This is a genomic window from Cohnella herbarum (genome assembly GCF_012849095.1).
GTDB classification, from domain to species: Bacteria; Bacillota; Bacilli; order Paenibacillales; family Paenibacillaceae; genus Cohnella; species Cohnella herbarum.
In genome coordinates this window covers 5,291,058-5,314,230 of the sequence record NZ_CP051680.1, presented here as the reverse complement: position 1 = coordinate 5,314,230, position 23,173 = coordinate 5,291,058, and the positions used below count along the sequence as shown (strand labels likewise).

The window sequence follows — 23,173 nt, the reverse complement described above, 5'->3', positions numbered from 1 at the left end:
ACGGACGAATTACTCGAAATAATCGAGTAACTCTCCGCCGCAGCGCCAAACACGGATGAATTACTCGAAAAAATCGAGTAACTCTCCGCCGCAGCGCCAAACACGGACGAATTACTCGAAATAATCGAGTAACTCTCCGCCGCAGCGCCAAACACGGACGAATTACTCGAAATAATCGAGTAACTTTCCGCCGTAGATCCAAATACGGACGAATTACTCGAAATAATCGAGTTTAATAATCCTTTGAAACGTTCAAAAAGGCATCCGAGCGGATGCCTTCGCCTTGCAGGATGTGTGAGCGCACAGCCTAAATTTTCGATTCGAACGTTTTGCAATCCGTTTCTTCCGAATGGGAAGCTTGCTTGTTGCGGTTGTTCACGACGTAGATCGAAGAAGCGTTACAAGCATTTCCCGGCGCCCAATGCTTGCATGAATTCACTTCGCATAGAACATCTTTAGCCATTGCGTATTTCACCTCCTTCGCGGAACCGAAGTTTGGTTTGTTCTTTAACTAGGATGGTCGAAGGCGGTCTCTTTATACGTGCACAAACCCGTAACCTTCCCGAAAAGGGGAGATTTCGGGTTGTTTGCCGTTTTTCTCCCTATTTTCAAAGGTAAACAAAAAACTTTTACTCTAATGGGAAATGCTTCAAAGGAAAATTTTATTAAACGTAGAATAGAAAATAGAGTCGAAATAGGCAGAATCTCGTAGAAAATAGTAAATTCGAACCAGAAGTTTCGGTTCGTTAGTCATAAGAGGAGGCGCGAACGTAAATGGCAATCGTTGAAGTCGTCAAATATGATGGACCTGCGGACGTATACGCATGGAAATATCCCGAGCAAGAGCTTGGAACTTGGACGCAATTAATCGTACATGAAACGCAGGAGGCTGTTCTGTTCAAAGGCGGCAAAGCGTTGGACCTATTCGGAGCGGGTAGGCACACGTTAAGCACGCAAAATATACCCGGTCTGCAAACGATCGTTAATCTTCCGTTCGGAGGACGTTCTCCGTTCACCGCGGAAGTGTGGTACGTCAACAAGATCAACTCCCTGGACGTCAAGTGGGGAACCGCGACGCCCCTGCAGCTGCAAGACCCGAAATATCAAATCATCGTATCCGTCCGTTCCTTCGGGCAATTCGGATTGCAGATCGAGGATACCCGGAAGTTCCTCCTGAAGCTGATCGGTACGATCCCGGTATTCGATAAGGACGCGATGACGAGGCATTTTCGCGGATTGTTGATGATGAACATCAAAGAGTTGATCTCCTCGTACTTAATATTCAAGAAGATTAGCATTCTCGAGATTAACGCGTACATATCGGAGATCTCCAAACATATCGAAGAGCGGATCGGTCCGGTGTTCTTGGAATACGGCATCCGAATCCTTAATTTCTTCATGGATTCGATCAATATCCCGGATGATGACCCGGCGACGACTAGATTAAAGGAAGCGCTCGCCAAGAAGGCGGAAATGGATATTCTGGGTTATACGTATCAACAGGAGCGAACGTTCGATACGCTGGAAGGCGCCGCGAGGAACGAAGGCAGCGCAAGCGCGGGCGTCATGGGAGCGGGGATCGGGCTGGGCATGGGCTTCGGGATCGGAGGAGTCGTCGGCAATCAGATGTCGGGGTTAGCCGGACAGTTAAATATGGCTCCGGTCGCTCAAGTTGCTGCGGCTTATAATAAGCCATGCCCGAAATGCCAGACGCTGAATAGACAGGAATCGCAGTTCTGCGCTTCCTGCGGGCATCATTTCCTGGCGGCGGCAGCAGCGGCTCCATCGGTTACGGATGTGGAATGCAACGCCTGCGGCAAGTCGTTTCCCGTTGGCGCCAAGTTCTGTCTGCATTGCGGCGATCCGAATAACGCCTGCGCCAAATGCGGGGCCGACAACGCGGCGGATGCGGCAAGCTGCGTGAAGTGCGGACATGCGATCGGAGGGAACCCTTGCCACAACTGCGGCGAGTTGGTCGATCCCGCAGGCAAGTTCTGCATGAACTGCGGGACGAGCATGATTCTGAAATGCGGACAATGCCAGCATGAGATTAAGCCCGGGCAGAAGTTTTGTCTGGAATGCGGCAATAAATTAATCGAGTAGGAGGAGCGACATGGATAAGCAAAGGGATTACGCGCGCGTTGTGACCCTCATTTACGCGCTCGGCATATTGATTACCCTCGCGGTCGTGTTTTTGGCCGTTGCGCCGTACTCGCGGACTAGCCATACTTGGCTTTCGTCATTAGCTTTGCTCTTGGCGGAAACCGCGATCTACGGGCTGGTGCTCCACTATTTGTCCCAAGGGAAACGATCGAGCGGACTCATTCCCGGATACCTCGCGTTCAGCGCGATCGCCGGACTGTATTTGATCGTCGTTATCGTATTCATTATCGTCTTCTCGTTGGTGCTCGACGTGTCGACGACTTCCTACGTTCTTCTGCATTTCATTGCCTTAGCGATAGCGGCCATTATGGCGAGTTTAGTGACGCTGTACGTCAGGCATTCGGAGCAACAGGATGGCGACCCCTCGTCTTCCTCCATACAGTGGGTCCCTGAAGTGCGCGATTCGCTGCTCTCGATTAAGCAGGAGCTGGAAGGTTGGAATGACGAGGCGAGCTCTCGCCTTTCGAAAGACGTTGCGAATTTGGACGAGAAAGTCCGCTACAGCGATCCGACGTCCCATCCTTCGCTTGCCGATACGGAAGCCGACGTACTGAATCAAGTTCAGTTGTTGGCGAGAGAGATTAACGGTCTGAAGAAGGCGGCGGAAGCGAACGGGCAATCCGAACGGATCGGCAGGCAAATTCAAGAGATCGGGAATCTAATCGCAAGAAGAAACCAGAAGCTCATTCAATTGAAGGGATAAGAGAGGGATCGCACCTTGGCTATAGACAAACCTAAGATTCATACCGCTATCGTTCTTATTTCCATGTTAGTATTTTTTCCGGTAGGAATCATCTTGCTAATCATCCGGTTCGCGACGCATTATAAATATAATCATTTGAGAGCGAAGGATTATGGGGTGGTCGGGCACTCTTTTATGATTCTCTATGGGCTAATCTTGTTGATTACTTTCGCATCGTCAACCGGATCGGACGACATTATTCCTATGGTCGTGGTTTTTGGGATCTTTCTGGGTCTTCCCGGAGTGATCTTCTACATTCTCGGGTCGACGAGAGAGAAGAAAATGAAAAATCTGTACAATATGTATTATCATCTTACGACCGCGCAGGGAATTGAGTCCGTTAGCCGCATTTCTGAATTAACGGGGGTGAGCCGGCGTAACGTGACCCAGGATTTAACGTACATGATCGCATCTCACAGATTGCCGGATGCCAGGTTCGACCCGGTAGCCCAAGTGGTTACGTTGGGTAGTCGCAGAGCGACGGATCCGACTTCGGCCGCGACTTCGACGGGACGACCGAACGAAGCGACAAGAGAGCAGATCATCCTGACCGAACAGGCCGCGGCATCCGGTCTTACCGCTCAATCCGTCACTTGTACGGGATGCGGATCGACTTCGTCGGTTATTCCGGGACGATCGAGGGAATGCGAGTTTTGCGGCAGCGTATTGTTCGTTCCCGCGTAAGTAAAATACAACTTTCGTATAATATCCGAGGTCAGGCCGTCATGCTATGATTTACCTTGTTATGGAAAAACGAACGGGGTGAGCAGATGAGCAGGCTAAGGATTTCGCTGCTTCTCATGGGATGTGTTGTTCTACTGTCGGTTCTTGCCGGCTGCGGCGGGAAGAAGGATAATGCGGCCGCTCTCGGCGCGGAAATCGAGAAGGCCGTGGAAGAAGCGCAAGTTTCGCAGGAAGTCGTGGACAACGAAGCGACGATTCCGTCCGATTATCCTCAGGATCTTCCTATTTTGGCGGATGACGCATCTAATATTAGGTACTATAAAGAAGAAAAGCCGGAACCGGGGGGCGTTTACTTCGATATCGGCTTCAGCACGAAGAAGTCCGTCGAAGAAGCGATCCAACCCTATCGCGATTACATTAAGGAAAAAGGTTACAAGTACGAGGAGCAACCCCCTGTAGGCGGGGGGATTACCGCAACGGGCGAAAGCCCGGAGTGGGGGTTCCGGCTTACCGTTCTTGTCGACAATCTGATCGAAGGAAACACGTTGGTTGGGATCATTTATTACAAGCCGTCGTAAGCCGGCGATAAGGATACGACTGCATGAACGAACACTACCGGACACCTCGCGGCCATCGTGGGGTGTCTTTTAGTTACATGCGAATCGGTTGGATGTGGTAAGATAGGGGGTAATGACTAAGAATCGGATGAGTTAGGGAAGCCGACTTGGGTTTGGATTAAGAGGATGGAGTGGATCAAGTGACGGATTTTGCGGGATTAGGCGTGTCAGAAGGCCGGGTTGCGATACTGAAAGAGATGGGAATCGTAACGCCGACGCCGGTACAGGAGGAAACGATTCCGATCGTGAAGGCCGGACATGACGTGATCAGCCAAGCGCAGACGGGTACGGGGAAAACGTTGGCGTTCGTGTTGCCGATGCTGGATAAGATCAGGACGGACGTGGCGCAGGTACAAGGTTTGATCGTGACGCCAACGCGGGAGCTGGCGATTCAGATCACGGCGGAGATCAAGAAGCTGCTGACGCGCGAAGACGGGATCAAAGTGCTGGCCGTATACGGCGGTCAAGACGTAGAGGCACAGCTGCACAAGCTGAAGGGCGATATGCATATCATCGTCGCGACTCCCGGCAGGCTGCTCGATCATCTGGGCAGGGAAACGATTAAGCTGGACGGCGTGAAAATGCTCGTATTGGACGAAGCGGATCAGATGCTTCATATGGGCTTCCTGAAGGAAGTCGAGGACATTCTGCGTCATACGCCTTACAAGAAGCAGGCGATGCTGTTCTCCGCTACGATGCCGGCTTCGATCCGCGAGATGGCCGGACGGATTCTGCGGAATCCGCAGCACGTAACGGTGAAGAGCGAGCGCGTGACCGTGAAGGATATTCGGCAATGGGTCGTGGAAACGTCGGATCGGGAGAAGCAAGCGACGTTGGTGAAGCTGCTGGAGGAGACCCAGCCTTATTTGAGCATTATTTTCTGCCGGACGAAGCGGCGGGCGAATACGTTAAACGTGGCTTTGCAGGAAATGGGCTACTCTTCGGACGAACTGCACGGCGATCTGTCGCAAATGAAGCGGGAGCAAGTCATGAAGCGGTTCCGCGACGCGAGGCTGCAGCTATTGGTGGCAACGGACGTTGCGGCGCGCGGGTTGGACGTCGAAGGCGTCACCCACGTGTTCAACTACGACGTTCCGCTAGACGTGGAGAGCTATATTCACCGGATTGGCCGTACGGGGCGCGCGGGAGAAAAGGGTCTGGCGATCACGCTGATTTCTCCTAAGGATCGCCGGGAGTTGGCGGATATCGAAGACGGCATTCAGATGATCATGGAACGCCGGAGCGAAGAAGGAGCCCCTCTTGGCGGCGGCGGACTGGAAGGGCCGCGGAACAGCGGCGGGCTTGGCCGTGCGGGAAGCGGCGGCGGTCGTTCGCGCGGGAGCAGCGCGGGCGCGGCGAAAGGCCGCAGCATAGGAGGCAGTAAGGCTCGCGGCGGCGATAAAGCATACGGCGCGGCCGGTGGACGCGGCGGGGACAAGCGGCGCGGCGCGGCGGTTGCGAAGCCCGGCATGGGCAACCGCTCGAGCACGGGCGAGTGGGTCGATCGCGGGCAGAGCCGCGATGCCGAGAAAGCTGGGCGCAGCAGCAGGTCTACGGTAAGCGCGGCGGCAGCGGCTTCGGCATCGGACGAAGCGATCGGGTTTACGTTCAGCGATCGCGGTGAACGCGGCGGAGCATCCGGCGGCAGAGGCAGAGTCGGCGGCGGGGCTGGGCGTAAGCCTGCTGGCGATCGCGGCGGATTTGGCCGCTCGGCGGGAGCGGGTCGCGCTGGCGGTTCCGATCGCGCGGTAGGCGGGCGCGCCGGGTTCGGACGTTCCGCGGATGAACGCGGAACGGGACGCCCTAGCGGCGCGGGCGGGTCGAGCAGACGGAATTCGTCCGAGCGGCTGGCGGAACGCGCGGCGGAGAACGCCAAGTTCGATCGCAATGGCGAAAGCCGCGGCGGCGGTTATGGCGGCGGCGGTCGTTCCGGAGCAGGCGGGTTTAATACCGGCGGAGCCAAGGGCGGTCGCAAGACCGAAGAGCGCGGCGGCAGCTTTGGCGGCGGGCGCTCGTCCGGAGCCCGGAGCGGCAGCGGATTCGGCGGCGGCGGAGCCAAAGGCGGCAGCTTCAAAGGCCCGAAAGGGCCTTCGGGCGGCGGCGGTCGTGGCGGACGCGGATCATCCCGCGGCAGATAGTTTTAAGCTTAAATAGAAACAGACTCCCTTTCGCTTAGGCGGGGAGTCTGTTTTATTATTTTCCGAGTAAGACCTCACTTCAACCCCATAGAGGCGAGCGGCCCATGATTGAAGATGCGTGATAGAATGTGGCCGATTTCTTGGGGGGATTGTTGAAAGTCCGTCTGAATCCAGTGCATGACCACTCCGAGATTGGCGGAGGAAATATACGCGATCAAGTAGTCGAGCGGCACGAGAAGACCTTCCCGAGTGGGCTTATAATAGTCCATTTTGCCGAATATGTGGCTGATCATTAATTCCCTATACTGAGTCATATAAGCCGGGTCGCCCTTGGGACCGAACATGGTTTTGAAAAAAGGGGCATTACGCGCAATTTCTTCGAATATCGATACCATTTTCGGATAGGGTTCGTCTCTCTGGGCGTATTCCCTAAGCTCCATAACGTCCAATTGGCGTACTAGGCTTCGGATATGCTCGAACGCTTCTTCTTTCCATTGCTCGAGCATGTCGGCGACGTCCCGGTAGTGCAGATAGAACGTTCCGCGGTTAATGTCCGCCCGGTTCGTAATATCCGTCACGGTAACCCCATCCGAACCTTTCTCCTGAATGAGTATAATAAGCGCTTCATGAAGAAGCTGTTTTGTTCTCGCTTTTCTGCGATCTATTTTTTCCGACATTAGGGTAGCTCCTCAATAAACGAATGAAGTTGCTCCCTCATTATAGTAAACACATTGATCATTAATCAACACGGTGTTAATTTCGGAAAAATCACGGCTCATCTACATTCGTTCTTTGCTTAGGCAATCTGATGCGGAACGCCGTTTCTACTTGTGGGATGCTAGACATTTCAACGCTGCCCTGATGGGCTTCAACGATATCCTTCACAATGGAGAGGCCGATACCGAGTCCTTCGCCCTGCCTACCGCTGCTGCGATAAAAGCGATTGAAAACGTGCTCCCGATCCTCCTGCGAGACCCCTTTGCCTTTGTCCATAATCGCTATGAGCACCGTTTTCTCCTCTTCAATGATTTGGAGACCTAGATATTTCCCTTCGCTTCCATAACGGATCGCATTGTCGAGGATATTGCGTACGGCCCGCTCGATCAGCGAAGTATTCATTTCGATGAAAACCTCCGCTTTGGGGATGTTAAATTCAAGCACGAGGTTTTTCTCATCGATTATTAATAAATAATCGGCGATTATTTTTCGAATGATCTCGCATACGTCTTCGTTGGTAAATTGAATTTTCTGAGCGTCCACATCTTGCTTGGAGATGTCCAAGATTTGATTGAGCAAACGTTCCATGTACCTGGAATGCTGCAAAATGTTTCTTGCGCTGACTTGTAACTCTCTCTTATCTTTGTAGTGCTCCACTCGAATGGTCTCCGCGTATCCAAGAATCATCGTTAACGGGGTGCGGAGGTCATGGGACAAGTTGAATAGAAGCATTTTCCGCTTACTTTCGAACTGTTCGATCTGAGCGACCTGCTTACGAATTCTTTGGGTCATCTCATTGTAGTGGGTGTTAAGTTGGCTGATTTCATCTTTGGAGTTATCGTGCAGTTCGATTTCCTCGCCTCGCAGATTGACCTGATTAAGCGCGAAATTCAGTTTGCGCAACCGCCGATTCATAGAGTAAAAGAACCATAGGGAAAGGAAGAAGGGGGTTAAGAATGCGACCAGGAGAGGAATGGTTAATGTTAATAGCGTTTGGTATGAGCGTATGAAAAAATAGATCTGACCGGATTTCATCGCTTCGCTCGGCAGACTAACCAGTAAGTAATAGGACTGTCCGTCTTTGTCGGCAGAGGCAGCCAAGGTAACGATTTCCCCTTCGGTCCATAGATTGGTAGGCAAGGGAACGAACCGATCCGTCAGTTCCTTGAAGCTGTACGGAGTCGTTTGGCCGGAAGTATCATAGATCGGTATGCCTTCCGAGGAAATCCACTCCAACCGAAGCTGCGGATGCTGCCGATGAAGGTTGTCCAGAATAGGCTGTGCCTGATCCTTGGCAAAAGCTTGCTCGTCCTTCATTTGTTCGATTGCGGTATGGATGAACTTGTTCAACGAGTTCAGACTGTATCCATTGTCGAATTGTTTACCCGTCAACAAGGAAAACACAATAAATAGAAAAAGGCTCAGGAAGAAGCTAGAAACGACGAGCAACCATAGCTTCGTACTTAATCTCATAACCCATCTCCCGAAAACCGGTAGCCGATTCCGCGAACCGTTTGAAAATGATTAACCGATGATGAGGGACTCTCCAATATTTTGCGAAGCCGATTGATATAAACCCTTAAGTTATTTTCGTCATAATTTTCATGCTTCCAAATTTGTTGATAGATTTCTCTTTTGGTTAGAATACGATCGGGATTACGCATAAAGAGATGGAAGAGCTCGAACTCCACCGGCGTTAAAATATGATGCACCCCGTAGCATTCAAGGGTGTTATTGTTCAAATCCAGAACGAGTCCGTTGAAGCTCAACGTTTCGGAATGGTTCCCGCGTTTAGGAAGATATCGCCTGATATTCGCTTGAACTCTAGCGATGAGCTCCAGCGGACTGAATGGTTTCGTGATGTAATCATCGGCACCCAAGCCTAACGTGGTGATTTTGTCCTGTTCTTGCATCCTTGCGCTAAGGACGATAACAAGCGTTTTCGGTTTACTTTCCTGCACATACCTCAGTACTTCGAAGCCGTTGCAGTCGTCCATCATCAAATCAAGAATCATGAGGTCAAAGCTGCGGCTCTTCATCAATTCGATGGCTTCTCTCCCGGATGGGGCTTCTACCGCTTGCATGCCGGCACGTTCGATATGGAGACAAATTAATTGACGAATATCGGCTTCGTCGTCCACGATGAGTATCCGTTCCATTATGTATAATCACGCTCCGAAGTTATGAGTATCTTTTGCGCTGCTAAGTTAAGTTCAACAGTTAGAAACGTTATCCTCCTTTCGACAATAAATAGTGCGGAACCCAAAGAAAAGCGTTGAAAATTGTAATTCATTTACATAAACTATTAATTATTCATTAATTATTAATCGAGGGTTTTCTAGTAAAATATTCGGGTAGCACAATCGAATAATACTATTCTTTGGAAAATCTGTTTCTATATTAGAGGGGAGATTCAATAATGGATCAAGGTTGGGGGAGAATAGAGGGTAGAAAAAGCGCTTCTTCGTTAAGGCCCGGAATATGGGTTTGCGGGGGCAGTGTCGAAGGCGAAGGAATACGGGATCATCAATGGGTACGAGGATGGAACGTTCCGTCCTGCGGACACCATCACGCGCGAGGAAGCGATGTCTCTCGTCATACGGGCCATGGAGCTGTCGGGAGTAGAAACAACGGTTAACACGACTGATATCGAAGTGACATTATCCAAGCTTGCCGGGAATGAGGAAATAAGCGTATGGGCTAAACCTGCCGTTGCTTCGGCGGTGAAGATTGGAATCGTCAACGGCAGCGATGCGGGCTTGAAGCCAGCGAGTGAAATGACGCGAGCGGAAACGGCCGTTATCGTCCAGCAGATGTTGAAGAAAGCTAAACTCATTGATTAATTAAATATCGAACGTAAAGGATAAGGATTGTCCGCAGGCAGAGGCGCTGCTCGCGGACGATCCTTTATTCTGTTTTCCCGATGAAACCGCGGTTATTGAACAAACTTACATAGAACTGGCGTTTAATGAACAGATCAGTCTGAATTTGATTATTGTATTCTTCGGTAATGACAATATAATAAACGAAGTGACCTTTAATCAACATGGTGTTAATTAAAATAGAGAAAAGATGGTGGAGAGAGTGGCTATATTTAAGCAAAAATTGTTGTGGATCGGGATTATTATCGTCATGGTCGTACTGATCGTCTTCGGAGCGGCGATGATGGGGTCCGTGCTGGGCACGAAACCGAAAGAGCTTCCCGTTGCGTTAGTCGTAATGGATAAGCCCGCTGAATTGCCGACGGGAGGAGCGCTAGCGATCGGGGAGATGATCCGGGAGAAGCTGACGGCGAATACGCAGCTTCCGTTGACTTGGGCAGTCGTTGAATCCGAGGAAGCGGCTCGGGCAGGGATGGACGAACACGATTATTACGGAGCTTTGGTTATTCCCGCCGATTTAAGTAGCGGTTTGCTATCGTTAGCGTCACCGACTCTTAAGCCTGCAACCGTTCAAATTATCGCGAACGACGGTATGAACGCGCAGGCCGCGACGGTCGTGAAGCAAGTATTAGGCCAAGCGATGAAGGCCGTTAGCTTGGAATTATCGAATCAATTGCTCGGGCAGATCGGACAGCAGACCGGAGGACAGATTCCGGTAGCGACGGCGCAAGCTTTGCTCTCGCCGATCGTGATCCAGGAAGAAAGCATCCATGCGGTCGGCGTGAATAACGCGAGCGGCAATGCGCCGGGATTGCTTACCCAGATCATGTGGATGGGAAGCTTGGTGACGGGGATGATCCTGTTCCTGTCCATCCAGAAGACGGTAGCGGCAGGGGCTCGCAGATGGACGGTGATCCTGTCTCAGACGGTAGCCGGAGTCGCGATCGTAGGCGTGGCATCGGGATTCCTGGTCTGGATGGCTTCATCCTGGTACGGCATGGAGCTAGCGCAAACGATGGATACATGGCTGTATCTGTGGCTAGGGGGCGCGGTGTTCTTCCTCTTGCAGTCGATGCTGCTGAATTGGATCGGGCTTCCGGCGATGGCGATCTTGGTGCTGCTCATGTTTTTCTCGATGCCGGTTCTCAATATGGCTCCCGAGTTCTTATCGCAGACGACGCACGACTGGATTTATTCCTGGACTCCGCTTCGTTTCGTTTCCGGGGGATTGCGCGAAGTCATGTATTACGGCGGACTGGACTCGGTCAGTACGAACGCATCCGTGTTATGGATTATCGGGGGAGCGTTCCTCGTTCTCCTGCTGGCATCAAGCGTGAAAAGGGCGAGTACGAAGTCGAACGCGGCGGCATAAAGGATGGAATGATGCGTTGCAAACCGTATCGTGCTTCAATTATAGTCCCGGCCACTCTCTTCGGAGGGTTGGCCGGGTTTTTCATTGCGGCTTGGCCTATGGTACGATAGGGGCACGAAAAAAGGTACGAAAATGGCACGAAAGAGGCACGATAGCATAATATCACGATGGCACGAATGCGCACGATAAGGCACAACACATACAGGGGTTCAGGAGAGGGACGGGATATATGGCAGGGAACGGAAAAATTCGCAACGACGTTAAGCCGGGACTGGAAGTCGATATCGTATTGAAGCAGGACCAACGGACGGGAAAATTAACGCGGGGTGTCGTGAAGGATTTATTGACGAATTCGCCCCAGCATCCACATGGGATCAAGGTCAGGCTGCAGGATGGCCAAGTCGGACGGGTTCAGAATATCGTTAGCGGCGAAGGCATTTAGGAGTTTGACTCTCGAAGCGTCCCTTTTTTGCAGAGCTATGCGGATTGGGCTTACCTGAGTGAAATACACATATATCTCGTTCGGATCGGGAGGCTTTATTTTATGCATATTCAGATTGTCAGCGTCGGTAAATTAAAGGAGTCCTATCTTGTTCAAGGGATCGCGGAATACGTCAAACGACTTGGCCCTTATGCGCGCATAACATTAACCGAAGTAGCCGACGAGAAAGCGCCGGAAGTTCTCAGCCCGGCGGAAGAGCGACAAGTGGTCGGCCGCGAAGGTGATCGTATACTTGCCCAGATCAAGGAAGATGCTCACGTTGTCGCTCTTGCCATCGGCGGAGAACTATGGTCGTCCGAAGATCTCGCGTCGCATCTCGATAAACTCGGCACCTACGGCAAGAGCCACGTCGCCTTCGTCATCGGCGGCTCGCTCGGTCTGTCCGAAGCCGTACTCAAACGCGCGGATAAGAAGCTGAGCTTCGGCCGGCTCACCTACCCTCATCAGCTAATGCGACTCGTATTGGTTGAGCAGATCTATCGGGCTTTTAGGATTAATCGGGGGGAACCTTACCATAAGTGACGGCGAAAAAATTCCCCCTTCGAGAAAATAAATGTACCCGTCTCTAGGGTTTCTACTGATACGAAAAGCCTGAGGCACTCTAGAGAAATCGTCTGTTTGGAAGGCATCGAACTAACGGGAAACGATAGTTGAATCACCGACAAGTAGGCCGCCGAGTATCTCGACGGCTTTCAGTGCATATGTATGAAGGTTTGATCATAGCTCTTGGATCGGATATAAAAGTTTGGCAATTATGCGCCGTGGCAGTTGCTTTCCCATCATTCGCCGATAGACCCGTTAAGCTTAACCGTATCACAAGTGACGGCGAAAAATTCTGGTGTCGAGTAGGGTCTAGAGGCCTGTAGGAGTGGTGGAGTGGGAAAATACCGCCCATCAGTGTAGACAAAGAAATTCCATTTAACTTAATACCATGGAAGACGTATGTGAGTGAAGAAAATTATGATTATATGGTATTTTGCCAATCGCCCGGCTACACACCAAGAAAAGCTGATTTTATGATGGATATTATTAAAGAATATATGATTGAAGTATAAGGGCAATATAATTAATATCCGCTCCAAACAGTCACCCACGCTGCTTCACCAAGCCAATTAAAGGAGAACGCCATCACAGCGTTTTCCTTTGCCCTTTCCCGTATCAATTCTTTGTGTCCTCCCGAGCTTCCAACTGCGCATAAACTTCACCCAAGCCAATCGACTCATAATATCCCGTGTGGTCTGCTCCTTGCGCTTAATCACAGCATCATTCTGATCCTCCGGGACGAACTCCAGAGCAAAGGAGCGCCGAGTCGTCTACAGCATCTACAGCCCCAGCTTGTTGCCCCGCTCGAGACGCTGGATCTGCTTCTCGCCGGAATCGGCCAGCTCGCGGAACTGATTGATCGTCTCGCGCATCTTAGGGAGCGCCTCCTGTTTGTAGGCGCTGATCGAATCGAGCGCCGACAGCACATCGGTGAACGCCTGCTTCATCGTATCGACCGAGATATTGGCCTCCAGCGATTGCCTGTGAATCGCTGCACCCTGATCCTTGAGCATCCGGGACGTGCCGGCGATCAGCTCGTTCGTCGTCTGGTTGAGCAGCTCGATCTTCTTGAGCACGATCTTCTGATTATAGAGCGCGCTCGCGACGATGACGGCGATCTTGAGCGCCGATACGGTCACGTTCTTGGCGCGGTCGACCCCCCGAATCAGCTCCTTGTTATTACGGACGACAACCTCGATCGCCATAATGCCCTGTTGATTGACGACTTGCATCTGCTGCAAATCCATCAGCCGCTGACGCAGCGGGAACATGACCTCCTCCGTAATAAAACGGATCTTGTCGGGATCTTCGCTCCGCACCTTCGCCGCTTCCACCTGCTGCTCGATCGAAGCGTCCATGAGCGTGCCGAGCTCGATTTCCTTCTGCAGCTTCTTCGTCAGGTCGCGCAGCGCCTGCTGCTCGATCTCGAGCGTCGTATTGTCGTTCTTGAGCGTCGTCTTGCCTTTGTCCAGCGAGACGATAATGTCGGAGATGACGTTATCGGCCTTCTCGTATCTCGCGAAGTACGCCCGCAACGGATTGAACAGCTTGCCGAGCAGCCCGCGCTTGGCGAAGTCGACCGCGCTCGGGTCGAGATCCTTAAGCTGAATGTTCAGCTCCGCCAATCCCTTGGCGACCTGCCCGCCTTCGTCGCCCGTCTTGGACAGATTGCCTACGGTAATTTGCAACAGCTGATTTTTCTCCGAAGAGGAACGCATCGTGCCCATGCCGAACGTGTCGATCGACTGGAGGATGTCCTTGCGCTTGTCGAGCGACTCGATATCGAGCGACATAATCGCCTGGACATTGGCATCCGCCATCTGCCGAAGCTTGGCGACCTCCTCGGGTACCGGTTTGACCTCTTCCTCAATCGCAAATTTGATCTCTTCCTGGCTCGGTACTTCCATCGTAAATGACATCTCGCGCTCACCCTCCCAAGGTTCTATGACTTACATTTGAACGTTGAACAAATTGCCGAGCTTGTAGACGACATCGTCCGTATCCGCGTTGATGCTGGCCGCTTCGTTGATGCTTGAGATATCCTGAAGCGCTGCGATGTCTGCGTTGTAGCCGACCGTGTAGATCGGAATCTTGTAATACTCGATGAGATCCCGAATCTCTTTGAGCTTGAGGCCGCCGTTGGTCTCTCCGTCGCTGAGGACGAAGATCAGCGGCTTTACGTTCGGGTTGGCCGCCGCGTAGTCCTGCAGCAGCTTGAGTGCCACGACGACGCCGTCGAAGGTCGCGGTGTTGCCTCCAGCTTGCAAGCTGTCCACCGCGCCGACGAACATCGACTGCTGGTTCGTATCGTACTTGCCGATCGGCAGGTTGACCGTAACATTGCTCGAGTAAGACACGAGGCCGATGCTATTATCCCGGCCTAGATACTTCTGCCCCTTGCTCAGCGATTCCTTGAGACGGTTCAGCGGTTCGCCGTCCATGCTGCCCGAGACGTCAGCTACGAATACCGCTGCGATTGGCTTGCTGCCGTTTTTCTTTTCCTTCCACACCTTCTGGGTCGCGATCAGGACGCTGCCTTCGACCTTGTCAAGCTTGGGCTGATAATCTTCAAGTCCGTTGAAGCCCTTATCCTTGGCGGTCTCCTGGTATTTGGCCTGGGCCGTGAACTCGGAGAATTTCTTAATGATCTCGAGCTTGGTTGCGGAGACGTTGCCAAGCACATAGAGCGGGCTGTCATGCCGCGCGCCGAACGGGGTGAATACGTAGGCTCCCTTCAGCTCCGCCGTGTTGACATAGGTTTGATACTCCAGCACGAAGCCGTCGAGCGCGCCCGACTTGGCCGCTTCCCGCATCTGCAGCGTCGTGGATGCAATGAACGGCACGTTGGCCTGGAAGTTCTCGAACCCCTGAACGGCCTTGTCGCTGAGCAGGTTCGCGCTGTCGAACGTCTGCAGCGTCGTCACGAGGAAGTTCAGGCCGGTCGAGCTGGCGAAAGGGTCCGTGTAACCCATAGAGAACTCTCCCGCCGCGATCGCGTCGATCACCGACTTGACGGTCACCTCGCCGTATTTCTGTACGAACGAGTCGTGCTTCGCCTTCGAGATGACGATACCGGGGACGTTGCCGGCGAGCCGCTTCGTTATGAGCTGCGTCTTGACGCCGGATGCCTTCACCATCTCGCCCCACAGCTCGTTGGAGGGCGTGAAGGCGTCAGGCACGTACTTGCCCGACCGGATATAATCCGCAGCCGTGCCCGAAGCAATATTGCGCAGCTTGACCGAGACAGGCTTTCCGTTTATGGTGATTTTGGCCTTGTTGAAATCCTTCGCGACATCCGTCAGCCAGCCGTCATCGCCTGTCCCCGACTTCTCCGTCGAGGAAAAAATCTCGGCATAATCGGTTGTCGTGCTGTCCGCCGTGATCGGGAACTTGGAGATATCGGGCAAAGAGGCGGCTACATCGACCGGATCGAGATTGATCTGTCCTTTGACAGGCGCCTCCGTCGTCACATCGATATTGCCATACAGCTTGCTCAGCCGCTTAACCGCATCCTCCGACGCCATCTGCTTGTCGGACTTGCCCCAGTTCGTGGACAGATTAACGCCCAAGTAGACGATGACGAACACGATGACTAGAATAATGCCAGTAACCAACAGAAATCTCTTGCCGCTGCTCAATGTATCGCACCCCTTATTGTTTATAGTATTTGGTTTGCTTGATTAACGAATCGATCTCCAGCATGGCGGGCATCTGCTCGATGTCGCCCGGCTCGATGCTGTCCAATCGGGAAATCTCCAGCAGCAGCTTGTCGAGCTTCAGCAGCATCTCTTCGTTCGTACCGATCGCGTTCTTGATATAAGCCATGTATTCGGTGTAAAATGCGGTCTTCTCCTGCAGTAGCTTGGGCGAGTACCGCGCCGACTTGTGAGTCATCACTCGTTCGTACTCGGATTCGTCGAACACGACCAGCCTATTGAGCACGCTCTTGATATTCAAGTAGAACAGATTCTCCACCTCGTCCGCGACGGACGCAAACTTGGCGAAGCTCATCTCTACGGGGTCGAACCGCTGTTGCAGCACCTTGAGCAGGGTCGCCTTCTTCTTGTCCATGCGCTCCATCTGCTCCAGCGTCAGTGAGACGTCCTCCGCAAGCGCCCGGATTCGGCTGTAAGGCGCCAGCGCGGCCAAGAAGTCTTCGCGCGTCTCGATCCGGGCCGGGGTCAATACGATTTTCGCCTTGTACAGCCAGTTGTAGCTTCCGTATATGAGCGCGATCGCGCTGGCGACCAGCAGCGTAACGCCCAGCGCGGTCTCCAGCGAGCCTCCGCCTATCATCACGCCGGCGAAGGCGGGAGAGAGCGTAAGGATATCGACGACAGCCACAGCGGCCGTTAGTCCCAGCATTTTTATGTAATTGTTTGCAGCCACGTCTTGCAGCCCCTTTCACTCCGGTGTAGGATTGTCCGGCCACGCAAGCCGCTCACGATGAATATATGGCCGATCTGGAAATCCGTTCCTATCACTAAATACTATCATATTATGCTAGCGTACGGATTGCCACGAATTGTTTTTCGACAAGATCTTTGAAATTCATTCTTCCGATATTACGGGAGTTGAGGGCTTTGGCCCGTTTAATGAGGAATGTAAAGCGAAATATAGCACCTGCGGAAATGAAAGACAGAATTTCTTACTGTGAAGGAAAACGGTACTTGGTTTATAACAATATTGGCAACCGTTTATGATCGACATCATATGTAGTATTCCTCTTGAGTTCGGATTGAAGTGAACAAGGAGATTGACGCGCACACGACGTGGCGGATTTTTCGCCGATAGACCCGTTAAGCTGAACCGTATCATAAGTGAGAGGAAATTTTTGAGTATTTCTCGGACATCGAACTTAAACTTCTATGAGGGAATCCCCGATGAGAGAACGAACCTTATCACGCATGGAGCGAAACGGAGAGATCGAGGTGACGATCGCGTTCAGCCTGATATGTAGCAGAATTATACAATCTCGCCAATTGTTCTGCCTACTTCCAACTGATCTTCTTCGCTGAATTGATCCTGATATAAATTACAATTTGTAATCGCAGTCACAGTAAGTTCGGGAAAAGTTCTTTATAATTAAAAGTAATGCGGATCTATGGAGAAGAAATTTAACACCCTTAGGGTATAGAGTTCTTTTATATTGATTACGTTCCATATTATTACTCTTTAATAATTTGCTAGACGCCGTGATGATAGAATAATCTGGAAACGATTGTGAGAGGAGAAGTGAGAAGAACAATGGCTTGGGGACATACGGAAAAGAAGGAAGCCATTTGCGGTCGGACGACATCTTGGATGGTCCGCCTTTTGCTGGCATTGATACTTACGCTTGTGCCGATACTTGCCGCGCTGCCCGCATTGGCGGCAGCCGCTGCTGATGCGCCTGACCAAACATCCGGAGCAGGCGATCCGGGGAGCACGTATCGGGCGAACGGACTTGCTCAAAGCTTTACGGCAGGCAAGTCCGGCTATTTGAATCAAATTGACTTGTATATGGCGGATTACGGGAGCTCGGGAATTGTGTTTACGCTCAGTATCTATGCAGGACAAAGCGTGTCCGGAACGGTGCTTGCTTCAGCGACTTTTGGCAGTAGCAATATTCCGTACAATCCAGGAGGCTGGCTGTCCGCTTTGTTCGATCAGCCGGCACAGGTGCAGGCAGGACAGCAGTATACGATGCACTTAACGTCTTCCATCGGTGATACGCCGGTAACGACATGGAAGCACTATGCGACCGACGTATATGCAGGAGGAAGAGCTTATACGGCTTCCAATTGGTCCGATTATGATATGGGCTTTACCACTTATGTCGGTGATTCTCCAAGGGATTATACGACTACGCTCGCCGTTTCTCCCATAACCGGTACATACGGTCAAGCGGTAATGATATCGGCGACGCTGACAACTCCGGAAGGGCCGCTTGCAGGAAAGAGGGTTAATGTCTACCTTGATGGAAGCTCGGTAGGTTACTTAACGACGAATGCAGCGGGTTATGGTTCAGGTAGCTATTCAATTAGACAAGCTGCGGGCAGCTATGAACTGAAAGTAGCGACAGCAGCTTCGTATCCTTACCCTGCGGCGGAGCAGACAACGACGCTTACGGTCAACAAAGCCCCGCTCACTGTAACGCCTAACAATGCGACTAGACCCTATGGAACGTCTAATGGCAATTTCACAATGAGCTTTGGCGGACTGATGGCATGGGACACGGCCTCCTCGCTTGGGCAGCCAGTGTATTCGACTCACGCCGACGCATCCAGCACAATCGGCAATTATGACCTAACAGCCAGCGGTTTGACATCAACGAAGTATGCAATCACTTATTCGCCGGGCACTTTAACCGTGACGCCGGCACTCTTAACCGTCACTGCTGCGGATCAAGCTCGGGCATATGGGCAAAGCAATCCATCTCTATCGGGTTCGATCACCGGTCTTGTTAATGGAGATGCTATTCTGGCGTCCTATTCGACAGCAGCAGTCGTGTCAAGCCCGGTGGGATTGTATCCGATCGTTCCGGCCTTATCTGATCCGGGAGGCAAGCTGAGCAACTATCATGTTGTCATTGAGCAAGGCGGGCTTACAGTTACGAAGGCCGAGCTTCGCGTTGCGCCGAATTCGGCGTCTCGATGGGTCGGCAATGTGAATCCGCAATTCGACGGCACGCTTACAGGCGTAGTCGCCGGCGACTCCATCACTGCACAGTATGAATCGGCGGCGACGATAGTTAGCGCTGAGGGTGTTTATGATATTACTGCACAGCTTCTCGATCCGTTGAACCTTTTGTCCAATTATGAGCTCATAACCGACACAGGCAAGTTAACTGTCTATGCCGCTCCAAAGCCGGTGTTTGCCGCAGGAGAGACGGCCGGTGCGGTGAAATCGAATGTTGGGCTGCCGGGCACAGATGCTGCAAGCCGTCCGATCCGCTGGACGTCCTCAGACAACGGCTTGCTTGATGCAACAACAGGAGCCGTGCATCGGCCGGCTTACTCGGCGGGCGATTCAGCCGTAACGCTGGAAGCAGCGGTTGATGCGAATCAGACAACCTATAACGTCCAATACAATGTAACGATCATCGCTGCCGATATGACGGACAAAGAGGCGGTAACAAGAGATATGGCGCTGCTTGCGATCGGTTACGCAGCCGGAGATGACGAGACGCAAGTGCGCAATGGACTGACGCTCCCGGCTGCAGGCTTGAACGGCTCTGCCATTACATGGGCTTCAAGCCGAACGGAGCTGATTAATCCCGCTAATGGTTCGGTATCACGGCCATCGTATGGGGCCGGAGACCAAACGGTTACGCTAACGGCTACAGTTACGAAAGGGCTGGAATCGGACAGCCGCCAGTTTCAATTGATTGTTTTAAGGAATAATCCAATTGTTGTGGGGCCTGAACAGCCTAAAGAGCCCGAGCAACCTAAGCAGCCTGAGCAGCCGCAATCGGACTTTTATATCGATTTCATCGCCGAGAATAATAAGAAGGAACGAATTAAACTTACGCAGTCTCAAGTGAAATCCGGATGGATTGAATTTGTTAAGAATACAGCAAAGGGATATTTCGAGCTGAGCGCAGAAACGGCAACCAAACTGCTCCGGTTGAATCCTTCGTTTGCGTTTCAAGTGTCAACGGCCGGCGGCACAATGAGGCTGCCTGTCTCCGAGCTGGCTGCTGCCGCAGATAAGCAAAATGCAGGCAAGGACGGCGATAAACTCAACTTTGCGATATATGCTGGAGAGATTGAGGTTGATGCTTCTTTATTGACAGAGCTGAAATCCCGGGGTGCACAATTATTGTCTGGTCCTGTTCAGTTTAAGATTGTTATGAGCAATGGCGACGGGGCTGAAATTGCCATTATCCAATTAGGCAGCAAAGTAGAAAGACGCATTGCGGTTCCAAATACCGACGCAGATACAATTGTAACGGTATGGAACGAGCAGCTTCGGCAGCTGCAATATGTTCCGGTCCGATATGAAAATGTTGGGGGGAAGGCCTATGCGTTGCTTCCCGTCAGCAGCGACGGCTTGTACGTGAATATGGTTAACCGGAAAGCTTTTGCCGATATGCAAGGACACTGGGCGAGATACGAAGCGGAGAAGCTGGCTTCTATGCTCATTTTTGAAGGAAAAGGAGAGGGCATCTTCGATCCGAATGCCCGCTTAACGCGAGCGGAGACAGCAGCGCTGCTGGTCAGGGCGCTAGGTATCCCCGCGGCGGCTCAGCCCGCAGCTTTATCCGATATTGCGGGGCAATGGTACGGAACGGCGGTTTCCTCCGCAGCAGCGGCCGGGTTGGTGACCGGATACGAGGACGGAAGCTTCCGCCCGAATGATTTTGTTACAAGGGAAGAACTAGCGGTCATCCTTGCGAGAGCGATCGAATACGATAGCGGCTCCGCCTCCAATGCCCCGGAAAATGGTTCGGCGCTGCTGAACGATTCGAGCGAGGTGTCGAAATGGGCTGCCGAGGCAGTGCGGCAAATGCTTGCTTACGGCATCGTTAAAGGCGACCATGCAGGCAATTTTAAGCCGCATCAAACCGCAACCCGCGCAGAAATGGCACTTATGCTGAGCCGTTTGCTCGGCAAGCTTGGATATCTGTAAAAAAAGTTGCTGGCGCCTGTATTCAACAGTCGCCAGTTTTTTTTGCATTCGATTAGAATGATACGGGTAACCGTACATCATTTTGTCATGTGTGAAGTGGTTTCCCCGGATTCTGTAATCCTTCTACGACTTCCTTCGGTATTTCCCTGAACTTGATATCCCCGCTTAAGAAAAGCAGCCAATTCGTTATTTCGGTCAATTCATCCGGATGATGAACCTTAATGAAAGTCTTTAAGATAGCCGTGGTTTGATAAGGATTCGTGTATGAAATAGTAATGTTCAATGGATGGTATTTCTTGAACTGGGCAATCGCCTTGGGACCGAGACTTTTACTACCTAGGGAACTAATATTAGGTAAGGTGTCGATTCATCCATTAAAAAAGGGAGTTGAAATATAATGGCGACGTATGCCTTTGAGGAAAAAGACAGCTTTATCGTTCTTGGTATCGGAACGGAACTGAAAAGCGATTACACGGATTATGCCGGCATGAACAAAGAGAAGGAAAATTTCTGGCGGTCGGTGGAGCAGGATGGAAGGCTGGACACGTTAAAGGCAATCGCCGCGAACGACTATATTTTTGCCGTAAACGAAGCGGTAAATCACAAGATGATGTATTATGCCGGCGTGATGACCGATTCATCGGTGCCGGAAGAACATAGAGTGATCCAGTTCCCTAAGGGACAATGCCTCGTCGTTAAAGGCGAGGGGGAGTCGGCTGATGAGTTGAGCAGCAGGCTTACCGGCATTGCCTTCGGTCAAGTCTTGCCAACGGTCGATCGTTACGCCTATGTCGGCGGGCCCAATGCAACGGTCGAGATGGGGCGGCGAGACAGCCTTGTATATGGGGAAATGTGGATTCCGGTCGTGGAGAGGTAAACAAGATCAATAGGAGGAATGAGCAATGTCCACTATCGTTAATTTTAAGGATGTATCTACGGTCGGTCTGGAATCTTCGCCGGTAGCAGAAGCATTAGCTGGTTTGCGTGCGAATGAAGCCCGATACTTCATGAACAAATACAAGCACGAATTTACTGTCTTACCGGCCAGCGAAAGCCAGGAGACGCTTGATTACGTGAACCGGGTTTTGAAAGAAGAACGCGGTATCGCGTTTGCGGCCAAACCGCTGGAAACATCGCTTTTCCAAGTAGAAAATATTAGATGGGCCTTCGTCTTTTATGAGGACGGTCTAGCGGTCAACGTCCTGTATACGGTGGATGACCCTAAGAAGCGGGCCGTAGGGTTTAAGTTATCCGAGGGGATGGAAGTGCCTAAGGAGCTGGAAGAGAAGAAGTTCAAATTCGCAAGACAGAAGTCCAAACTGGCAGGGACCATTCGAGGCTCGTTCTTCGTCATTAAAGGAGAGTATTGAAGCTATCCGCACCGCTTGCAGTAAGGCACCCGTTTGGGTGCCTTTTATTTTTTCTTCAGCCGTTTTCAACCCCATGTTTAGAATTTTGTCATATTACTAGCATATACTGACAGCAAACTCTACTTGGGAGGGATAGAATTGCAATCATTTAAAAAGTATGCGGCTGAATTCATCGGCACGTTCGTACTCGTTCTGTTCGGCTGCGGAAGCGCTGCCACGGCGGGAGGCGAGCTGGGGTATCTGGGCATCGCAATGGCTTTCGGCTTGTCGATCGTGGCGCTCGCCTACGTGATCGGCCCGATTTCCGGCTGCCACGTTAATCCGGCCGTATCTCTCGTCATGCTTGTCAGCCGGAAGCTTTCCGCCAAAGATTTCTATGGCTACGTCGTCGCCCAGGTTGCCGGTGCCGTCGCCGGTTCGGCGCTGCTGTACGCGATCATCGACTCGACGGGCAAGGCGGTGACAAGCCTTGGGCAGAACGGTTTCGGCGAAGGCTACGGCATCGGCATTACCACGCTGATGGCTTTTGTGGTGGAGGTTGTCTTGACGTTCGTATTCGTCTACGCCATTCTCGGCGTGACTTCGGAGGCCAGTAACGGCAGAGTCGCCGGGCTGGTCATCGGCTTGACGCTTGCGTTCGTACATATTCTCGGCATCGGCTTGACGGGAACTTCGGTCAATCCGGCGAGAAGCTTCGGACCGGCGATTCTGCTCGGGGGAGAAGCATGGTCCCAGCTGTGGGTTTTCGTCACGGCTCCGTTCATTGGAGCGCTGCTGGCGTTAGCCGCTTACCGGCTACTGAACGTTCGCAAAGCCTAGCCAATCTATAT

General features: G+C 52.0%; 20 protein-coding genes and 1 pseudogene. 13 read left to right on the top strand and 8 right to left on the bottom strand.

Annotated features, from left to right (window positions below; translation table 11 throughout):
- Positions 1 to 307: 307 nt before the first annotated feature.
- A complete protein-coding gene (locus tag HH215_RS22650) occupies positions 308 to 463 on the bottom strand; it encodes a DUF1540 domain-containing protein (protein WP_169281968.1) in 156 nt (51 codons plus the stop codon).
- 311 nt (positions 464 to 774) lie between these two features.
- On the opposite strand from HH215_RS22650, the gene HH215_RS22645 reads away from it, so the two are divergent.
- The 5 genes from HH215_RS22645 to HH215_RS22625 all read left to right on the top strand — a co-directional run bounded on the left by HH215_RS22645 (position 775) and on the right by HH215_RS22625 (position 6,344).
- Complete coding sequence (locus HH215_RS22645; RefSeq protein WP_169281967.1) at positions 775 to 2,103, top strand: SPFH domain-containing protein; 1,329 nt, start codon at positions 775 to 777, stop codon at positions 2,101 to 2,103.
- Positions 2,104 to 2,113: 10 nt separating this feature from the next.
- The gene (locus HH215_RS22640; RefSeq protein ID WP_169281966.1) at positions 2,114 to 2,866 is read left to right on the top strand and encodes a hypothetical protein; all 753 of its coding nucleotides are present in this window, start codon (positions 2,114 to 2,116) and stop codon (positions 2,864 to 2,866) included.
- 15 nt (positions 2,867 to 2,881) lie between these two features.
- The gene (locus HH215_RS22635; RefSeq protein WP_169281965.1) at positions 2,882 to 3,589 is read left to right on the top strand and encodes a hypothetical protein; all 708 of its coding nucleotides are present in this window, start codon (positions 2,882 to 2,884) and stop codon (positions 3,587 to 3,589) included.
- A gap of 86 nt (positions 3,590 to 3,675) precedes the next feature.
- Positions 3,676 to 4,167, top strand: coding sequence for a hypothetical protein (locus tag HH215_RS22630; protein ID WP_169281964.1), 492 nt, complete (start codon positions 3,676 to 3,678; stop codon positions 4,165 to 4,167).
- A 170-nt stretch (positions 4,168 to 4,337) separates the two neighbouring features.
- On the top strand, positions 4,338 to 6,344 hold the full coding sequence (locus HH215_RS22625; protein WP_254450185.1) for a DEAD/DEAH box helicase: 2,007 nt from the start codon (positions 4,338 to 4,340) through the stop codon (positions 6,342 to 6,344).
- 74 nt (positions 6,345 to 6,418) lie between these two features.
- Here HH215_RS22625 and HH215_RS22620 read toward each other — a convergent pair whose 3' ends face one another.
- The 3 genes from HH215_RS22620 to HH215_RS22610 all read right to left on the bottom strand — a co-directional run bounded on the left by HH215_RS22620 (position 6,419) and on the right by HH215_RS22610 (position 9,220).
- The gene (locus HH215_RS22620) at positions 6,419 to 7,021 is read right to left on the bottom strand and encodes a TetR/AcrR family transcriptional regulator (protein WP_169281963.1); all 603 of its coding nucleotides are present in this window, start codon (positions 7,019 to 7,021) and stop codon (positions 6,419 to 6,421) included.
- A 91-nt stretch (positions 7,022 to 7,112) separates the two neighbouring features.
- Positions 7,113 to 8,534, bottom strand: a complete 1,422-nt coding sequence (locus HH215_RS22615) for a sensor histidine kinase (RefSeq protein ID WP_169281962.1) — start codon at positions 8,532 to 8,534, stop codon at positions 7,113 to 7,115.
- Positions 8,531 to 9,220 carry a response regulator transcription factor gene (locus HH215_RS22610; RefSeq protein WP_169281961.1) on the bottom strand — a complete coding sequence of 230 codons (690 nt, stop codon included), beginning with the start codon at positions 9,218 to 9,220 and terminating at the stop codon, positions 8,531 to 8,533. The genes HH215_RS22615 and HH215_RS22610 overlap by 4 nt, the downstream gene beginning before the upstream one ends.
- Before the next feature lie 339 nt (positions 9,221 to 9,559).
- On the opposite strand from HH215_RS22610, the gene HH215_RS22605 reads away from it, so the two are divergent.
- The 4 genes from HH215_RS22605 (at position 9,560) to rlmH (ending at position 12,339) form a co-directional block, all read left to right on the top strand.
- Entirely contained in the window at positions 9,560 to 9,904 is a 345-nt protein-coding gene (locus HH215_RS22605; RefSeq protein ID WP_169281960.1) for an S-layer homology domain-containing protein, read from the top strand.
- Positions 9,905 to 10,145: 241 nt separating this feature from the next.
- Positions 10,146 to 11,315, top strand: a complete 1,170-nt coding sequence (locus HH215_RS22600; RefSeq protein ID WP_169281959.1) for a YhgE/Pip domain-containing protein — start codon at positions 10,146 to 10,148, stop codon at positions 11,313 to 11,315.
- A 229-nt stretch (positions 11,316 to 11,544) separates the two neighbouring features.
- Complete coding sequence (locus HH215_RS22595; protein ID WP_169281958.1) at positions 11,545 to 11,757, top strand: YwbE family protein; 213 nt, start codon at positions 11,545 to 11,547, stop codon at positions 11,755 to 11,757.
- 102 nt (positions 11,758 to 11,859) lie between these two features.
- A complete protein-coding gene (gene rlmH / locus HH215_RS22590; protein ID WP_169281957.1) occupies positions 11,860 to 12,339 on the top strand; it encodes a 23S rRNA (pseudouridine(1915)-N(3))-methyltransferase RlmH in 480 nt (159 codons plus the stop codon).
- Between the two features lie 800 nt (positions 12,340 to 13,139).
- Here rlmH and HH215_RS22585 read toward each other — a convergent pair.
- Genes HH215_RS22585 through HH215_RS22575 form a run of 3 tightly spaced genes read right to left on the bottom strand, consistent with a single transcriptional unit; the run spans position 13,140 to position 16,749 of the window.
- Positions 13,140 to 14,279, bottom strand: a complete 1,140-nt coding sequence (locus HH215_RS22585) for a toxic anion resistance protein (protein ID WP_169281956.1) — start codon at positions 14,277 to 14,279, stop codon at positions 13,140 to 13,142.
- A gap of 30 nt (positions 14,280 to 14,309) precedes the next feature.
- Positions 14,310 to 15,998 (bottom strand): vWA domain-containing protein, encoded by a 1,689-nt coding sequence (locus HH215_RS22580; protein ID WP_169281955.1) that lies wholly within the window; start codon positions 15,996 to 15,998, stop codon positions 14,310 to 14,312.
- 13 nt (positions 15,999 to 16,011) lie between these two features.
- Complete coding sequence (locus HH215_RS22575; RefSeq protein ID WP_169281954.1) at positions 16,012 to 16,749, bottom strand: hypothetical protein; 738 nt, start codon at positions 16,747 to 16,749, stop codon at positions 16,012 to 16,014.
- A gap of 846 nt (positions 16,750 to 17,595) precedes the next feature.
- Between HH215_RS22575 and HH215_RS22570 the strand changes: the two genes are divergently transcribed.
- Positions 17,596 to 20,973 carry an immunoglobulin-like domain-containing protein gene (locus tag HH215_RS22570; RefSeq protein ID WP_169281953.1) on the top strand — a complete coding sequence of 1,126 codons (3,378 nt, stop codon included), beginning with the start codon at positions 17,596 to 17,598 and terminating at the stop codon, positions 20,971 to 20,973.
- A gap of 85 nt (positions 20,974 to 21,058) precedes the next feature.
- On the opposite strand, the pseudogene HH215_RS22565 reads toward HH215_RS22570, so the two are convergent.
- Positions 21,059 to 21,298 (bottom strand): annotated as a pseudogene (locus tag HH215_RS22565) (hypothetical protein); the annotation flags it as partial.
- Between the two features lie 72 nt (positions 21,299 to 21,370).
- Between HH215_RS22565 and HH215_RS22560 the strand changes: the two are divergent.
- The 3 genes from HH215_RS22560 to HH215_RS22550 all read left to right on the top strand — a co-directional run bounded on the left by HH215_RS22560 (position 21,371) and on the right by HH215_RS22550 (position 23,162).
- Positions 21,371 to 21,850 (top strand): GyrI-like domain-containing protein, encoded by a 480-nt coding sequence (locus HH215_RS22560; protein WP_169281952.1) that lies wholly within the window; start codon positions 21,371 to 21,373, stop codon positions 21,848 to 21,850.
- Between the two features lie 25 nt (positions 21,851 to 21,875).
- Entirely contained in the window at positions 21,876 to 22,343 is a 468-nt protein-coding gene (locus HH215_RS22555) for a DUF8821 family protein (protein WP_169281951.1), read from the top strand.
- A 138-nt stretch (positions 22,344 to 22,481) separates the two neighbouring features.
- Positions 22,482 to 23,162 (top strand): MIP/aquaporin family protein, encoded by a 681-nt coding sequence (locus HH215_RS22550; protein WP_169281950.1) that lies wholly within the window; start codon positions 22,482 to 22,484, stop codon positions 23,160 to 23,162.
- The last annotated feature ends 11 nt before the right edge of the window (positions 23,163 to 23,173 follow it).

What these genes read in the sequence shown, in the direction of transcription:
- HH215_RS22650 (WP_169281968.1), bottom strand. Translation starts at nt 463, where the DNA reads ATGGCTAAAGATGTTCTATGCGAAGTGAATTCATGCAAGCATTGGGCG.
- HH215_RS22645 (WP_169281967.1), top strand. Translation starts at nt 775, where the DNA reads ATGGCAATCGTTGAAGTCGTCAAATATGATGGACCTGCGGACGTATAC.
- HH215_RS22640 (WP_169281966.1), top strand. Translation starts at nt 2,114, where the DNA reads ATGGATAAGCAAAGGGATTACGCGCGCGTTGTGACCCTCATTTACGCG.
- HH215_RS22630 (WP_169281964.1), top strand. Translation starts at nt 3,676, where the DNA reads ATGAGCAGGCTAAGGATTTCGCTGCTTCTCATGGGATGTGTTGTTCTA.
- HH215_RS22620 (WP_169281963.1), bottom strand. Translation starts at nt 7,021, where the DNA reads ATGTCGGAAAAAATAGATCGCAGAAAAGCGAGAACAAAACAGCTTCTT.
- HH215_RS22615 (WP_169281962.1), bottom strand. Translation starts at nt 8,534, where the DNA reads ATGAGATTAAGTACGAAGCTATGGTTGCTCGTCGTTTCTAGCTTCTTC.
- HH215_RS22610 (WP_169281961.1), bottom strand. Translation starts at nt 9,220, where the DNA reads ATGGAACGGATACTCATCGTGGACGACGAAGCCGATATTCGTCAATTA.
- HH215_RS22595 (WP_169281958.1), top strand. Translation starts at nt 11,545, where the DNA reads ATGGCAGGGAACGGAAAAATTCGCAACGACGTTAAGCCGGGACTGGAA.
- rlmH (WP_169281957.1), top strand. Translation starts at nt 11,860, where the DNA reads ATGCATATTCAGATTGTCAGCGTCGGTAAATTAAAGGAGTCCTATCTT.
- HH215_RS22585 (WP_169281956.1), bottom strand. Translation starts at nt 14,279, where the DNA reads ATGTCATTTACGATGGAAGTACCGAGCCAGGAAGAGATCAAATTTGCG.
- HH215_RS22560 (WP_169281952.1), top strand. Translation starts at nt 21,371, where the DNA reads ATGGCGACGTATGCCTTTGAGGAAAAAGACAGCTTTATCGTTCTTGGT.
- HH215_RS22555 (WP_169281951.1), top strand. Translation starts at nt 21,876, where the DNA reads ATGTCCACTATCGTTAATTTTAAGGATGTATCTACGGTCGGTCTGGAA.